Source organism: Streptomyces cinnabarinus (assembly GCF_027270315.1).
GTDB classification, from domain to species: Bacteria; Actinomycetota; Actinomycetes; order Streptomycetales; family Streptomycetaceae; genus Streptomyces; species Streptomyces cinnabarinus.
In genome coordinates this window covers 9,384,719-9,398,978 of the sequence record NZ_CP114413.1, presented here as the reverse complement: position 1 = coordinate 9,398,978, position 14,260 = coordinate 9,384,719, and the positions used below count along the sequence as shown (strand labels likewise).

General features: G+C 67.6%; 11 protein-coding genes and 2 pseudogenes. 6 read left to right on the top strand and 7 right to left on the bottom strand.

The genetic code is table 11. The annotated features are described in order from the left end of the window. Positions 1–176 precede the first annotated feature (176 nt). Positions 177–2,402 (top strand): tetratricopeptide repeat protein, encoded by a 2,226-nt coding sequence (locus STRCI_RS42300; protein ID WP_269664306.1) that lies wholly within the window; start codon positions 177–179, stop codon positions 2,400–2,402. A gap of 285 nt (positions 2,403–2,687) precedes the next feature. Here the strand turns inward: STRCI_RS42300 and STRCI_RS42295 are convergent, their stop codons facing one another. Continuing rightward, the gene (locus STRCI_RS42295) at positions 2,688–2,933 is read right to left on the bottom strand and encodes a DUF2283 domain-containing protein (protein WP_269664305.1); all 246 of its coding nucleotides are present in this window, start codon (positions 2,931–2,933) and stop codon (positions 2,688–2,690) included. Between the two features lie 465 nt (positions 2,934–3,398). Between STRCI_RS42295 and STRCI_RS42290 the strand changes: the two genes are divergently transcribed. Then, positions 3,399–3,797 carry a hypothetical protein gene (locus STRCI_RS42290; RefSeq protein WP_269664304.1) on the top strand — a complete coding sequence of 133 codons (399 nt, stop codon included), beginning with the start codon at positions 3,399–3,401 and terminating at the stop codon, positions 3,795–3,797. A gap of 247 nt (positions 3,798–4,044) precedes the next feature. Here STRCI_RS42290 and STRCI_RS42285 read toward each other — a convergent pair whose 3' ends face one another. Together STRCI_RS42285 and ltrA are read right to left on the bottom strand one after the other, a co-directional pair. Continuing rightward, the gene (locus STRCI_RS42285; protein WP_269664303.1) at positions 4,045–5,025 is read right to left on the bottom strand and encodes a GNAT family N-acetyltransferase; all 981 of its coding nucleotides are present in this window, start codon (positions 5,023–5,025) and stop codon (positions 4,045–4,047) included. A gap of 706 nt (positions 5,026–5,731) precedes the next feature. Next, on the bottom strand, positions 5,732–7,162 hold the full coding sequence (ltrA, locus tag STRCI_RS42280; RefSeq protein WP_269664302.1) for a group II intron reverse transcriptase/maturase: 1,431 nt from the start codon (positions 7,160–7,162) through the stop codon (positions 5,732–5,734). Between the two features lie 41 nt (positions 7,163–7,203). On the opposite strand from ltrA, the gene STRCI_RS42275 reads away from it, so the two are divergent. Continuing rightward, positions 7,204–7,536, top strand: coding sequence for a hypothetical protein (locus STRCI_RS42275; protein WP_269664301.1), 333 nt, complete (start codon positions 7,204–7,206; stop codon positions 7,534–7,536). A gap of 502 nt (positions 7,537–8,038) precedes the next feature. Here STRCI_RS42275 and STRCI_RS42270 read toward each other — a convergent pair. Together STRCI_RS42270 and STRCI_RS42265 are read right to left on the bottom strand one after the other, a co-directional pair. Further along, positions 8,039–8,239: pseudogene (locus STRCI_RS42270) on the bottom strand (winged helix-turn-helix domain-containing protein); the annotation flags it as partial. 304 nt (positions 8,240–8,543) lie between these two features. Further along, positions 8,544–9,050, bottom strand: a complete 507-nt coding sequence (locus STRCI_RS42265) for an SRPBCC family protein (protein ID WP_269664300.1) — start codon at positions 9,048–9,050, stop codon at positions 8,544–8,546. A gap of 63 nt (positions 9,051–9,113) precedes the next feature. Here STRCI_RS42265 and STRCI_RS42260 point away from each other — a divergent pair, with 63 nt between their 5' ends. From STRCI_RS42260 to STRCI_RS43635, 3 genes and pseudogenes are all read left to right on the top strand, one after another. Beyond that, on the top strand, positions 9,114–9,695 hold the full coding sequence (locus STRCI_RS42260; protein ID WP_269664299.1) for a TetR/AcrR family transcriptional regulator: 582 nt from the start codon (positions 9,114–9,116) through the stop codon (positions 9,693–9,695). Between the two features lie 211 nt (positions 9,696–9,906). Beyond that, a complete protein-coding gene (locus tag STRCI_RS42255; RefSeq protein WP_269664298.1) occupies positions 9,907–10,464 on the top strand; it encodes a tellurite resistance TerB family protein in 558 nt (185 codons plus the stop codon). A gap of 529 nt (positions 10,465–10,993) precedes the next feature. Further along, a pseudogene (locus STRCI_RS43635) lies at positions 10,994–11,382 on the top strand (hypothetical protein). A gap of 475 nt (positions 11,383–11,857) precedes the next feature. Here STRCI_RS43635 and STRCI_RS42250 read toward each other — a convergent pair. Next, positions 11,858–12,310 carry an SLATT domain-containing protein gene (locus STRCI_RS42250; RefSeq protein WP_269664297.1) on the bottom strand — a complete coding sequence of 151 codons (453 nt, stop codon included), beginning with the start codon at positions 12,308–12,310 and terminating at the stop codon, positions 11,858–11,860. Positions 12,311–13,723: 1,413 nt separating this feature from the next. Then, on the bottom strand, positions 13,724–14,212 hold the full coding sequence (locus STRCI_RS42240; protein WP_269664296.1) for a DUF5959 family protein: 489 nt from the start codon (positions 14,210–14,212) through the stop codon (positions 13,724–13,726). Positions 14,213–14,260 lie beyond the last annotated feature (48 nt).

Here is a 14,260-nt window from a genome sequence, read left to right as displayed (position 1 = left end):
CTCGCCCCGCCGGGCACGCTGGGCGGTGGCGGGCGGTGCGAAGGCCGCTGTTGCAGCATCCGGGGGTGAGCAGAGTTGCGGGTAACGGCTCTAGCACACAAGGGACTTGGCCGTCATGGACAGTTAGGCTCTGGAGAGCGGCTCGGCCGGAAGGAGAGGCAGGGGGTGGACGACACGTGGAACCCCCGGCAGACGACGCGGGCACCGTGCGCGGCGACTTGATCGATTTCCGTGAAGGCAGCTTCCACGCCCCGGTGCTGGGCGAAGGCGTTCAGCACAACCACTTTGGCGCACCGCGCAATCCGGTCTCGTGGCCTCATCAGGTCGGCACGATTCCCGCGCAGGCGGCGTGCTTCCAGGACCGTGCCGAGAGCGCCCGGCTGGCCTCGGCACTGACCGGCGGTGGTTCCGCCGTGATCACCCAGACCGCCCCGGTGGGCGTGATGGTGGGCCTGGGCGGGGTGGGCAAGACCCAGCTTGCCGCCCGCTACGCCCGCACCCTGTGGCGGGCCGGGGGCCTGGACGTACTGGTGTGGATCACTGCCAGCAGCAGCGAGAGCATCGTGGACGGCTACGCGGCTGCGGCCACCGACCTCATCGGCACCGTCCCCAGCGATCGGGTGCGGGCCGCCCTCGCGTTCCTGGCGTGGCTTGAGCCCAAGGCCGGGCAGAGTCCGTGCCGGTGGCTGGTGGTGCTGGACGACGTGAGCGATCCGGCGGACCTGGACGGGCGCTGGCCGCCCGCAAGTCCCACAGGGCGGGTCCTGGTCACCACCCGCCGCCAGGAGGCCGCTCTGACCACCGGTCGCCACCACATCCCCGTCGGTCTCTACACCTCCAAGGAGTCCCTCGCCTACCTCACCCACGCTCTCCCCCACGCGGAGTCGGCCGTTGAACTGGCCGCGCTCGCACAGGATCTGGGGCACCTGCCGCTGGCCCTGTCCCAGGCCGCTGCCTACCTCACGGATACCGGGACCCGGGCGGGCGAGTACCGGCGGCTGCTCGCTGACCGCACCACCACCCTGCGCGACGCCGCACCCGACACCCTGCCCGACGGACAACACCTCACCGTGGCCGTCACCTGGTCCCTGTCGATCGACCACGCCGACCGGCTCCGCCCGCCCGGCCTGGCCCGCCCCCTCCTCCAACTCGCCGCGTTCCTGGACCCCAACGGCATCCCCGATACCGTCCTGGAAAGCGTGCCCGCCCGCACCTACCTGGCCCACCACCGCACCAGCCACACCGCCTCACCTGGCCCGGCGGGCGCCACGGCGGAACCGGCACAGGTATCGGAGCGAGACGTAGGGCTGGCGCTGAGCGCCCTGCGTCGGCTCAGCCTCATCCAGCACCACCCCGCCACACCGCAGACCGCAGTGCGCGTTCACCGACTCGTCCAACGGGCCGTGCGCGACGCGCTCAGCGGCGCCCGATGCGATGACGCCGCCCGTGCGGCCGCGGATGCCCTGGCAGCCGCCTGGCCCTATGTGGAACGCGATACCTCACTGGCGGGGCTCCTACGCGACAACACGGCTGCCCTGGCTTCCTGCGCCGAGGACACCCTCTATCGACCACGCGCACATCCAGTCCTCTATCGCGCTGGACGCAGCCTCGGCAAGGGCGGCCAGGTCGCCGCCGCCCGCGACTACCACCGCCGACTCGTCACCGCCACAACCGAGCGCCTTGGCCCCGATCACCCCGACACCCTCACCGCCCGCTACGGCCTCGCCCGCTGGACAGGACAGTGCGGAGACGCCGTCAGGGCGGCGGCACTCTTCTCCGAGTTACTGAAGGACATGGTGCATGTGCTGGGCTCCGATCACCCGGACACTCTCGGCACCCGGCACAATCTCGCCTACTCGTGGGGGCAGGCAGGTGATGTGGCCCGCGCGGCCGCCGCTTTCGCTGAACTCCTCAACGACCGAACCCGAGTTCTCGGCGCCCACCACCCCCACACCCTCGACACCCGGAGCAACGTTGCCCGGTGGCGGGGAGAAGCCGGTGACGCCCCCGGCGCCGCCGCCGCATTCACCGAACTCCTCAAAGACCGAACCCGGATCCTGGACCCGACCACCCGCACACCCTCAGCACCCGAAACAACCTTGCCCGGTGGCGTGAGCGACATGGTCCAGGTACTGGGCCCCGAGCACCCCTCCACCCTCATCACCCGGGAAACCCTCGCCGAGTGGCAAGGCGAAGCCGGAGACCCTGCCCGAGCCGTGGCCGCATTGACCGACGTAGTACAGGACATGACTCGGATACTCGGAGCCGACCACCCCCGCTGCATCGCCAGCCGAAAATCCCTCGCCCACTGGCGCGAACGCCAAAACCCAGGGCAGAAGGACTGCGGACCGCCCCGTCGCGGCTGGAAGAACCTGATGATCTTTATGCTCCCCCTTGTCTGAGACGACATCCGCCGACCCCGACAAACCAATCCCGCGCCACGCACGTCAGGACAAGGACGTCCCAGGACCGCGGGCGCATGGCACGGCAGCCTCCGGCGCCCTGCCGGCCAAGTCCCCGAAGGGGATCGGGTAGGACACGGAGAGCCATACCCAGCCCCCTGGGCCCTCCTGGCCGTAATGCACCTCCGCCACCGAGTCGTACTGATGGCTCGCCTACGGCGCCGCCATGCACACTGAGGCGACTCCAACCAGATACAGCGCGAGGCGAGGGGCTACTCAACCGCTTCATGCACCGTCGGCGTCCAGACGCTCAGATGACTCGAGCAGATACTCGGGCAGCTTGGAACTGGCATCCAGTACCTCGATGCCGATGAGACGTCCTTGTTCGTCGAAGTCAAGGTTGATCATGCCGCCGACCTCCACCGGCTCGCAGGGGTACATACGCGAGGACTTGGTGCGAACCTGCGGATCGGTGAGGTAGACGTACGCTGCGTTCGCAGTCTTGTCGTAAGTGACTCTGAGTTCCGTCACGGCTGGCCCGCTCCCTTGTGAGGCTGGTGTCGGCACAGTCTCTGTCGTGCCGTAGCTCTACCAGGCCATGCTGAGACTGCTGACTAAAGACGATCTTCGGCTACGAAAATCTTGCCAGAGACACATAGGCGCGTACGCCGACAGCCCAGATCGACGAGGCCGCACGGGAAGGCTGACTGGGCGAGGTCGAGGAACTGCAGATCAGCCTCGCCGACGCGAAGGGCAGACTCAGTCAGCTTGACGCCCAGGTGAACCGGCGCACGAAGGTCGTGAGCCTTGGCTTCCCGTCAGTCACTCGTCACGGACCAGACTGCCGATCACCAGGAACGTGATCTCAGGCGGCAGGCGCGGCAAGACGGATCGGCGACGCTGCGTTCCTTCGGTGTTCTACTATCAGCCGTTGATCTGGGGAGGAGTCGCTTCATGTGGTGGGGCAGCATCGGTCGCAGGAAGGCGCTCCGGAGGATGGCCGCGGCGATTCCCGTCCTCGCCGCGTCAACGCTGGTGACCGGTTGCTCCTCATACGACCCAGCACAGGCTTCGGCCTGGCAGCGGGACTACTGCGTCAAGCTAGCGGCCTGGCAGAGCGCCAGAGACACCATGGTGTCGAGCGCGGGCGGTGTCGACGCGAGCGATTGGCAAAAGATCGAATGGCCGGAGTATGACCGGGCCGAAGAAGCTGGATCCGAGGCAATTGATGCGGCCCAGGTCCTCGATCGGGAGAACCTTGACCATGCCTCCAGCCACATCTTCGATGACACCGAAAAGGCGGTCATAGACCGCAACGCGGACGCTGAGGCGCGGGCGGTCATCTACTGCTCGGGCTCGGGATTCGAAGATCTTGTTCAGGGGACGGGCAACTAGGAACGGTCGCGGAACCAGGGGTTTGGGCAGCGGAGCCCGGGTTCCAGCCAACCTGCGGACCGCACCCTTACCGACCTTCAAAGCGTGGTGTCGTAGGCGCTGACGTCTCGTGATCCCTGCGGTGTCCCGACGTGGTCAGTAGGAACGGTGACGGGTGGTCAGCGGCAGGTCGTCCAGCGTGAAGTCCTGGTGTCAGTGGTCTCCTGACGGCATCGGGTCTTCCCCGAAGCCGAGTATGGCGGTGGACTCAGCGCCAGTCGTCGATCACATAGGCGTCCGGGTGGCTGTAGCCAGGTTCGTTGGGCTTGTGCATGGTCACGCCTTGCAGCCAGGTACGGAAACCGCGGTCGACCATGCGCCGGTAGGCATCCTGGCGGGCCAGGCTGATTCCGGCGTCCAGTTGCCCCAGCCCCTTCTCGGTGGCCAGCTGCTCGCACGCATTCAGCAGTCGTTCGAACCGGTCCGCGGCGTCCGGGCCAGGGCGTACGGCGCCGAATTTGACGAAGCACACGTCCTCACCGGCCTCCGACCCCGCTCCGCAGTGGCAGACAGCCAGACCGTCGAGGCCGGAGTCGGAGTCGGCGCCCTCGAGGAGGATGGTGTCACCAATCCGCTGCGCCTGAGTGGCCACGATCTCGCGCTCCAAGCTCAGGCCCGCGTACACGGCCCCCGTCAGTGCGCGACTAAGAGTCAGTGCGTCGGGCCGCTCAGCGGCGGTGAGCTCGCTGTACAGCACTCGGCCGGGGACTGCGACACTGACGGCAACCTGTTTCTTCATAATGGCGGTAAGGAATCGGGGCCAGAAACCGTACCGGCGGTAGAGCTCAAGGTGTTTTGGACTGTGCGAGAAGGTGAACAGGCCGAGGTGGCGGTTCTCCCAGGTGTCGAAGCAGGCCATGACCGGTTCCATGAGGCGCCTGCCGATGCCCTGGTCCCACAGATCCGGACGTACGGTCAGCGGGCCGAAGAACCCGACGCTGCCCCAGTTGCCGGCAAAGTTGGATCCGACGACCTCGCCCTCGACGGTCGCTGCGAAGGCCGCGTGTGGATCTGCCGCCCAGCGGGTGCGGACATAGTCGGCGGTCCCGAAGAATTTCTCCGGCTCAGGGACCCCGAGGAAGGTCCCGAAGGCAACCCTGAAGATCTCGTCGGCCCGATCCAGGTCCGGCTCAACCAGCGGGCGGACCGACACCGAGGCGGTGACACTCGTTCGGGTCGCTGCGGGCATGGTCGCTCTCCTTCCGCCCCCACTTCCATCGCACCACGGACGTGCGCCGCAGTCGAAGCGACAGGTCCGGCGGTACTTCAAGGATCGAGCGGCCGCGTTCCCCGACGACCGGGCGGCCGTCTTCCTGCCGATCGACGACCCGCTGGGCCCTGGCCCGCCGGAGGTCTCCGAGGAGCCGGAGGAGCGCCGACTGTGCCTGCTCTACCGCCTCGCCCCGCCATGGTTATCGCCGCCGTCGACAAGTTCGCCCAGCGAACTATCGGAGCCCGCCCTGGCTGCTCGACCTTGAATGCGTGATGCCGTCATGGTGGCTGGCGTCGGAGGCCGGTGCCGGTGCCGGTGCGGTGGTTGGCGAGGACGTCGTGGCGGTACTGGAGCTGACGGAGGCCGCATCGGACGGCAGTGATCAAGTCATCGGAGTCGGCAAGGCACGACTGGCCACGGTGGTGCGTGCCGCAGGACGGACGAGATGCCGTCGACCGGGTTGAGGTCGGGTGCATAGGGCTGCAGTTGGACGACAGTGAGCCAGTCTCGGTCGGCGTTGTAGCGGCGCATGCCAGCGGTGAGGCGGGTGGTGAAGTCGATCCGGGGCGCGGTTCCGGTCTTGTCGACCGACCCGTTTCCCCAGACCGCTTCCCGCACCCGGCGTGCCCGTTTCCGAGCACCGGGCGCTCCACAAGTCCTGTTCAGAGCACGTGTGTTGTCCTCATTCCAGGCCGGGCCATGGAGTCGGGATGACTGTTCCCCGGTAGCGGTAACGCGTGGTGGTTACCTTCGCGGGGTTGAACAGCGGCCTTTCCTCCGAGGCCGGCCACCATCCGACGTCGCAGTAGCGGCGGCGGAGGTCTTTCCAGGTGGACCGGCGGTGTTTGCGGCGCAGCCAGCTCCCGACCTGGCGCCACGTGTAGTAGCTCAGGTAGGCGAAGGTCGCGCTGGACACGCCGGGCCGGAAGTAGACGCACCAGCCCTTGAGCGCCGGGTTGAGCTGACGCAGCAGGGCGTCGAGCGGCTGGCTCGTGTCCGTTCTCCGGCACATCGTCCTGACCTTGCCGGTCATGGCCTTGACGGCCTTCCCGGATGGATAGGTGTAGATGTACTGCCGGTTGCTGCCTCGCTTTCGGTGGCGCTGGATGCGCCAGCCGAGAAGATCGAGGCCCTTGTCGATGTGGGTGATCAGGGTCTTCTCCGGTGACAGGCGCAGGCCCATCCCGGACAGGACGTCTGCGATCTCTTCCCGGAGGGCTTCGGCGTCGTCGTTCGTGCCCGACACCATCAAGCACCAGTCGTCCGCGTAGCGGACGAGCCGGTAGTTGGGCAGGCGGTGACGACGGCGCTTGGCCCTCTCCGTCTGGCTTGAGGCGGGTCCGCCGGGGCCTTGGGCGATGTGCTCGTCCAGGACCGTCAGGGCCACGTTGCTCAGCAGCGGCGAAAGGATCGAACCCTGCGGGGTTCCGGCACTGTTGTCTCGCAGCATGCGGTCCTCGCCGAGGATGCCTGCTTTGAGGAACGCCTGCACCAGTGCCAGGACGCGCTTGTCTCCGATTCGTTCCCGCACCCGGTCCATCAGGGCCGGATGGGAGATCTCGTCGAAGCATGCCGTGATGTCGCCCTCGACGACCCACTCGTAGGAGCGGGACGCGAAGTAGCGCACTTCAGCCACGGCGTCGTGAGCACGACGATTCGGGCGGAACCCGTAGGAGCACGGGTAGAAATCCGCTTCGAAGATCGGCTCCAGCACCAGCTTCAAGGAAGCCTGCACCACTCGGTCGGCAATGGTGGCGATCCCCAGGCGGCGCAATTTGCCGCCCGCTTTCGGGATCATCCGTTCCCGCACCGGCAGCGGGCAGAAACTGCGGTCCTTGACTTGCGACCGCAGCCCGTCGAGGAAATCCACGACGCCCTGCCCGGCCTCGATGGAACGGGCCGTGCGCCCGTCCACTCCGGCCGTGCGCGCTCCCTTGTTGCCCCGCACCCGGTCCCACGCGATCAGAAGGAACGCGGGATCGGCAACGAGGTTGAACAGATCATCGAACCTGCGATGAGGGTCATCACGGGCCCAACAGTGCAGCTTGGCCTGGATCTTCAGTACCCTGCGCTCCGCTCCGAACAGAACAGAGTCAAGTTCGTCGGTATTCACCGGCGACAGCCTCCTGATTTTCCAGTACGTCCACTGCTGACTTGCTGGTCTCCTTCGCCATGTACGCGCCTCTCGCGCGCTCGGACTACTACGAGACCTCCGCCCCGCCCAACGGCCATCAGTTGGCAACGGACCTGCCCGCCTCCGAACTGGCTGTCCGGCGGGAAGGGCGACCGCAGGCGGTTCCCACGTTCACCACAGAATCGATCAAGGAGGGAGGTGTCCACCTCTACCCCGACAGCCTCGCCATGCCTACGCCGCAGGCTTTCGGCATGGCCTCCCCACCGGACCTAAAAACCGGCTTCGGAGTTGAACTCCACCCAGACGAGCGACAGTTCATGCGCTGCAACCCGGCCCATATCCGTCAGGTTTGAGCCGAGCGGGACACTTACGGGGCGTCAGACGGCGGTTCCTCGCGTACACCTTCTCCTCGCTGCTTGCCGGACCCGGACCGTCTGACAGTGCCGACCCGTCCCGTACGTTGTCGGGGCTGCTTTCCGCCGCCACCTGCGTTCCCACATGGCGACTGCCCCCAGCTTCACCGGGCGGCTGCGACCGCCCGACGGTGGAGTCCTTTCACCTCCACTCGATTCCGTAACGCCTCGTGGCGCACTTCAGGTTGTCCCAGACCAGCACAATCGGACCGCCAAGCTGCTGGTGGGCTGTCTGGATCAGGTCGCGATAGTCCTTCCAGGAGCAGCTTTAGCGCCCATCGGGGCGGGCGTCCGGGCAGGGTCTGTACATCAGCCGCGAGGACTCACCGCCTTGGAGCAAGCAATCCAGGGCGGCCACGAATAAGCGGCGGCGGGAGTGGCCCCGCACGCGGACCACAGGGGTGTGGCCGCCATCGGGACCAGGTGCGGGGGCTCGGCGGTGTCATCGAGAAATTCGGTTTCGTCCTCGACGACGAGCCAGGCGTCGATGGCCGCCTTCCACCTGCGGCCACGTCTCCTTCACCCAGCAGGCCACCACCTTCTCGTCCTGCTCGACCGCCCGCCGGGCGGGGACCTGGCAGCTCCAGCTGTGCCGCTTGAGTAGGGCGGCCGCCCCTTGCGCGGTGTGGCTCCTGTGAAAGCGGCGCCCGAGAAGGTCAGGTCGACGTCGTCATGTCTGCCCTCACCTTGGCCGGGCGTCGATGGCTGACGTCAGGCACAACGCCACGCATGAACGCACCTCGGCAGACAACCGCTCACCGATCACATGGCGAAACCCGCACCTGCTGAGCCCACCGCGCCAGCTGCCCCCAGCCGCCGCCCTTCCAGCACAAGTCGCCGAGGTTCTCCTGCCGGTACGGCGCGGGGTGGCGGGCCAGACCTTGTCGAGCCCACGCTCGGCCCGCCGGATGACGGGCGCCCAGCCCGCGCCGGGATCGGATCGTCGGCTAAAGCCTCTTCCGCATCGCGCGGGCGGCCAGGGCCTGCAGGACGCGCACGTACGGCGACCAGCGGGCCGGGCGGGCGACGGTGCCCGTGCAGGCCCGTTCGGCCCGGTCGAAGGCGTCCTCCAGGCAGGCGTCGTGCAGGGGGCGGAACGCCAGCGGCCAGGTGATCCGGGCCAGGCCCCTGGCGGACATGGTCAAGGTGTGGTTGATCCGGGCATGCCCCGGGCCGGCTGGCAGCACGGCCAGCTCGTGGAAGCCGTGGAAGCCCCGCGGCCGGGTGAACTCGAAGCGGATCCAGCGCCCGGGAACGTACCCGGACACCGTGTACCCCACCGGCCCGTGGCCGCCCACTGCGCCGGGGCCCAGTGGCCGGTCAAATTCCATCGGCGACCAGTCTCGGCCCGGCCACAGCAGGTCGCGGTCCCCGCTCGCCAGGGTGTCGATGAGTGCTCCCAGCTCGCTCTCGTCCGCGGCCAGCAGGCGCTCGTGCACGTTGCAGACGGCCATGGTGCTCCTCCTCCATCGTATTGGAGACTTCCCTCCAATTAAATGGAGAGTACTCTCTGATTCATGGTGAGACCACCCCGCTTCGACGCCGACCAGCTCCTCGACGCGGCCGTCCGCCTCTCCGCCGCCGGCGGACCGGCCGCTGTCACCATGTCGGCGGTCGCCCACGCCGTCGGCGCTCCCAGCGGCTCCGTCTACCACCGCTTCGCCGGACGTACGGCGCTCCTGGCGGAGGTGTGGCTGCGGACCGTGGAACGCTTCCAGGACGGCTACCACGCCGTCCTCGTCCGGCAGAGCGACCCCCACCAGGCGGCGCGCGCGGCCGCCCGGCACGTGGTGGGCTGGAGCCGGGCCAACCCGGACGAGGCCGCACTCCTCCTCTACGGCGCCGCCGACTTCGGCCGTGCGAACTGGTCCGAGGAACACATCCGGCGCGCCGACCTGGGCAACGAGCGGGTATTCGCCTCCCTGGGGGCGCTCGCCGAGGCCCTCGGCGCCACGGACGAGCAAGGCCGTGAGCGCGTGGCCCTCGCCCTGGTCGACCTGCCGTTGTCCGTGGTCCGTCGTCACCTGCGCGCCAGCGAGCCCCTGCCGCCGTATGCCGAGGACCTCACCGAGGAGTGCTCGGCCGCACTGCTGGCGTAAGACCGGGGTGACGGTGCAGGTACCGGGTAGAAGTCCTCCAGGTCCAAGACCGGGAGGTCGGCGGGGAGGCAAGCGCAGCCAGTCCGGCGGCGCCTGGCATGGACAGCCGCGTATGCCGCCGGGCGCCCGGCCGCCGGTGTGGTGGCACCTTTGCCGGATGCGGGGCGTTCACGGGGAGAGATCACACAGTTCGAGCACCGAGGTGACATCGATGGCACTGTTCGACCGGCTCAAGGACCAGGCCAAGAGCTTGCAGCAGCAGGCGCAGGGCGGGCAGGGCGCGCGCGGCGGGCACAGTGGTGCCCCGCACGGCGGCTCGCGCGGTGGCTCCCGCGCGCAGCTCGTGGGTCTGCTCAAGACCCAGCTCGGCTCGATCAAGACCGAGCTGAAGAGCGGTGCCTACCGGGACGCGAGCATGGCGATGTGCGCGCTGGTCGCGGCGGCCGACGGCCAGGTGGACGCGAGCGAGATCCAGCAGATGGAGTCGATGATCCTCGGCAACGAGGTGCTCCAGAACTTCCCCCCGGAGCAGCTGCGCGAGCGCTTCCACAAGCATGTCGGCCAGCTCACCCGGAACTTCGCGCAGGGCAAGGCCGAGGCGCTGCAGGACATCGCCAAGGCCGCCAAGAAGCCGACCGAGGCCCGGGCGGTCGTCCAGACCGGCATGGTCATCGCCGGGGCCGACGGGCACTTCTCGCAGGCCGAGCAGTTGGTCCTGCGGGAAGCATGCGCGGCCCTGGGGCTGTCCCCCACGGAGTTCCAGCTCTGACCTCGGCGGGCCGACGGAGACGCCAACCACCACGCCAGCCCTCACCCGCCGCCACGCCCTCACCCAGCCTTGTGCAACACCCTGCAAAGGCTGTTAAACAAGGCGCTGAGCTGGGCTCCCCCTGGTATGGCTGAGGCGTTTAGTCTCTCGACGTGCGCGTGAGAGGAGTGCGGAGATCTCACGCACGCGGCAGTCCAGTGCGTGGATGCTGCCGTGGTCGACGACCTGCCCGACCAAGGCTTCGGCGCCTGCCAGGCCCCGAACTCCTCTCGGATCTCGGCCAAGCGGCACAGGGCGCCAGTGTCGCCTCGGTCGGCGGTTTGGCGGTGGAGAGCTTCAGCGCCCTGCCGGTCCCCGGCCACTTCCCGAATCTCGGCCAGGCGGATCAGGGGGTGGGTGTGGCCGTGTCCGGCGGCCTGCCGGTAGAGGGTTGCGGCGCTTTCCCGGTCCACGGCTACCCAGCTACGCCGGAACCTGAGCGAGGACAAGCAACGGCTGGCCGTAGGCTCTCGGCGAAGGGCAGGTTGCAGTGGACATCACGGTGCAGTGGAACAAGACGTCCTGGACGAAGCACTCTCGGGGCGGGGAGGCCGCTGCCCGCAGAAAACGCGTTCGAGCCAGGAAGACGTTCGCGAGATCGGTGCCAGCGTGCGCAACGAGGGTGACCGGCTCCGAGTGCTCGCTCGTGTGGAACCGCTCTTCGGGCTGCCACCTCGGCCGCGCAGGCCGCCCCCAGTACGGCTGCTTCCCGGTCAGTGGGTTCGCTGGCAGTTGAACTACCGGTTCAGCAGCGCCCTGGGAATCCGCGGCTGGTCGTACTGGCTCGACCCGTTCAACATCGCTTATGGCCCCGTCACCCGGGATGCCTCCCTCTCGGAACCGACCGTGATCGTCGATGAGTGCGTGCCAGTCCAATAGAGCCGACTGACCGCGCTCAGGCGTTTGGCCACAGGTTCGAGTCCTGCCGTGTCGGTAACGGCTGAATCGTGGACCGGGGGCGCAAGTCTCCGCCCTCCACTTGGGAGGTCCTTTTGTGCTGGTCAGAGCCCGATCAGACACGCACAGAAGCGCGCCGAACCCTCACTCTGCGCCGCGCGCAGCGTCCGGCGCTGTCCGGCTGTCACCGGGTTCCTGCGCGTGGCTGCGTTAAATACACGGGGAAGCGCCCGGCCCTGATCGGGCCCGGATGGGTAGTCCCAGAAGCGTCAGCCTCACGCTTGAGCCAGTGGCCCGGACCGGCGCCGTCACACCACCACAGGGCGCTGCCGATTCAAGTCACGACCGCCTGTTCGCCGCTCGCGAGCCCAGAAGATTCACGACCTGCTTCCTTCGCCGTCGCTGAGGGCGGGCCTTCCACTGCGTCAACCTGCCTCGCAGCACGGTCATGGACCTTCTACGGCAGTGCAGGAGCCGCCTGACGCAACTCATCCAGCTCACTGGCGAACCGACTCAGCACCTCGCCGTTGACCAATGACTGATCCGCCAATTCGACCTCCATGCTTCGGCGGAGGCGCCCGTAGGCCAGGGCCGCTCGCCTGTGCTGCTCAACCACCACGGCATAGTTCTGGAAGGCATGAAGCGCGGCCAACACCGCAGCAAGCACACTGAGCAGCCCGGCCAGGATTTGCAGGCCAAGGGCCGGCGACGTGTCGATTGTCGCGAAGATCGCTGTGCCCACCACAGCCGAAAGGGTCACCGAGGAGGCGCCCAGCACTCGGCCACGGCTCTCGAACGATGCACCGGCCCGCTCATGCGCGACGTGCAGGATCCGCACATGCCTCCTCCACTGGTCTAGCGTCCTGTGAGCCTCCGAACCCTGTCTGGCTTTCTTACTGAAGGCGCGCATGATGTCACGGTATGTTCGCCTTCAGTGCGATGCATTCCGGCATGATCCCGGCATGGGAGAGCACACACGCTTCGGAGGCACAGAGGCCCTTCAAAGGCGCCCGAAGGGCGAGCGCCCCCTCCGTCCGCCATACAGACGGGGGCGATGCTGTCCAACTGCCACTGGATTTCCGGTCGTGGCCGCCGAAACACCCTTCAGCCAAGAGTTGATCGCTCATCTGCACAAGCTACAACCCCTGCAGAACACGGTGCTGCCCCGGCGCGACCACCCTGAGCGCGATCGCCGGTACCGGCTACCTCAGCCGTACTCCGACCACCGCCTGGGTGCTAGGCCTTGCCTTTGGCGCAGGCATGGAATGTGGCTCAAGCCGCGCTGAGCTGGGTCAGAGAATCCGCGTCTCATCACGAGCACACGCCCCCCGGCCTCTCGCTCACGGCCGACCGCCGGATCGCACTCGCCCACGCCGTCATGGGGGTGATGCTCGTGGTCGCTCCCATCACCGAGCTCAACGCGGATCTGGGCGCAGGGATCCCCCAACTGCTGCAACTGCTGACCTCCATTGGGCCCTTGGGCTTCACCGGGCTTGTGCTGGCGTTCTCTGCCTACGCGTGGCCCTACTACGCCGCGACCAGGGTCGTGCTGGCGGCAGGGGGAAGGCTGCCTTGGCGGCTGCAGGCGTTCCTCTCCGATGCGCCCCGCTTGGGCGTGCTGCGTTCAGGTCGGCCCCGTCTACCAGTTCCGTCACCCCCGCCTTCAGCAGCGCCTCGCTGCCCTGACCCGAATTCCGGAGCCTCGCCCTGCAGGGGCCCGATCCGGCTCCCCCTCATACGAGCCCACGTCGTCCTGAACGCTCCCGGTCGTCTGCATAGCCGTTGGTAGTCGGCATTGAGGCTGTGCAAAGCGCCCTGGTGCATGCGACCGCGCTCGCAGTATGCCGCCCATGCCGGAATGGGCGTTTCACCCTCCCTGGGCACGGGGACCGCATGTTGGATCAGGCACTGTGTCAAGCGCGGTTGTCCATGCAGGAAATACGCCGTGGCGTCACGAACTGGATGCTGAGCGCCCGCCCCGGCACCCCCGCGCAGCACACGTGGACGTAGTTCTCCCGTGGGCCGTTGCGCACCAACCGGGCAGCTACGCAATACATGGACATGGAGTCCTCGAACGACTTGAAGCCGCCTGAGCCCAGCGGCTGTTCGCCGTACTCGCCCGATAGTTCCGCGAGCGTGGCGGGGCGCATCGCGCCTTCGAGATGAAGATGGAGATGGGCCTTCGACAGCCCGAGCCAGGCTTCGCATGATGCATCAATCCCTGACGCCCCCTGTGACGATCCGCTGGGAGATCCGCGACGACATACACAAAGCCTTCCTGACGCTCGGATGCGTCCTCATCTGCTGGCGGCGACTTGTCTGCCTAACCTGACAGCATCGGAACCCAGTGATCCATCACCTGGCGCAGCCGCTGGCGGTGGTCAGCAATCCAATCGTCCGGCGGGACGAGCGGGACCCGCACGGTGACCATGGACCCGGACTCGTCCTCCACGACCACCTCCGGGCAGTCACGCTCGCTCGTGAGCTGGATGAAGATGGAGGGCCCTCTGCTCATCTCCATCCAGGCCACGTCTTCGCCGGCGTCAAGCCGGTCCAGCGCGTCGGCCCAGCTCTCCAGCCTCGCCACGTACAGCGCCAGGTCGATACGGCCGGACACGAAGGGCGTCTTGACGACGATCTCCGCGTCGAGCCCTGCGGTCCACCTGGGGCTACGTCCCAGAACGTTGACCGAGACACTGTTGCCCTCGTCATCAGCGAGCGAGATGAGCTCCCTCGGGGGACTGTCGCCCATAGCTGCCCTTTCGTCGGAGAGTACCGTGCGATCCTCGTTCGACCTGAGGCCATCCTTCATCTCATTTTGCTTGGAGTTGCTGGGCGACGACTTGCCCGCTGCTTCAGG